Here is a 971-nt window from a genome sequence, read left to right on the forward strand (position 1 = left end):
AACTTCAACCCCGCGAAGGCGGCGGCACCCGCGCCCGCATCTGCATTCCCTTTTCTGCCTGAACACCATGACGACAGCCCTCATCGCCGACGACGAACCCCACCTGGCCCAATACCTGAAGGCCCAGCTTGCCCAGGCCTGGCCCGAGCTGCAGATCGTCAGGATCGCCGCCAACGGCGTCGAGGCCGCCGAAGCCATCGCCGACCTCGAGCCCGACCTGGCCTTTCTGGACATCCAGATGCCCGGCCTGACCGGCCTGGAGGTGGCCCAGGGCATTGAGGGTGCAACGCGCGTTGTCTTCGTGACGGCCTATGACCAGTACGCTGTCGAAGCCTTCGAGGCCCGCGCCGTCGACTACCTGCTCAAGCCGCTGAAAGCCGAGCGCCTGGCCGCGTGTGTGACGCGTCTGCGCCAGGAGGCGCCACCGCCGGCTGGCGACGATGCGCTGGCCGAGACGCTCAAGCGGCTTCTGCCCACCGCCGCATCGGCACGGCTGCGCTATATCCGCGCCGCCCAAGGGGAGCTGATGCACCAGATTCCCGTCGATGAAGTGCTGTTCTTCCACGCAGACGACAAGTACACCGTCGTGCAGACGGCCACTGCCGAACACCTGATCCGCACGCCCATCTTCGAGCTCGGTGGCCAGTTGGACCCCGACCGCTTCTGGCAGGTGCACCGCTCCACCATCATCAACCTCGACCACCTCGCCGGCACGCGCCGCGACGAGCAGAGCCGGCTCTTCGTGCGCATTCGCGGCCAGGCTCGCGAGCTGCCTGTCAGCCGCGCCTACGTTCATCTGTTCAAGGCGATGTAGAACGGCCTTCACCCGGCTTAGAGTCGGGGCATGCTGTTGTCCCGCCGCTGCCTGCTGTTCGCCCCGGCTGTACTGCTGGGCACGGCCCAGGCCGCGCCGCCATTGGAGTGGGTGGCCGGGAATCTGCCACCCTTTGCGTGGGAGGCGAGCGGTGGCC

1 protein-coding gene is annotated in these 971 nt (G+C 67.5%); it reads left to right on the forward strand.

Annotation, left to right across the window (positions count from 1 at the left end; all coding sequences use genetic code 11):
- Window positions 1–67: 67 nt before the first annotated feature.
- Entirely contained in the window at window positions 68–814 is a 747-nt protein-coding gene (locus AC1DU6_RS32875; RefSeq protein WP_056202214.1) for a LytR/AlgR family response regulator transcription factor, read from the forward strand.
- Window positions 815–971 lie beyond the last annotated feature (157 nt).

It is taken from the genome of Roseateles sp. P5_B10 (genome assembly GCF_056400485.1).

Bases quoted from the DNA above. Each gene is read 5' to 3' on its own strand.
- AC1DU6_RS32875 (WP_056202214.1), top strand. From the start codon at position 68: ATGACGACAGCCCTCATCGCCGACGACGAACCCCACCTGGCCCAATAC.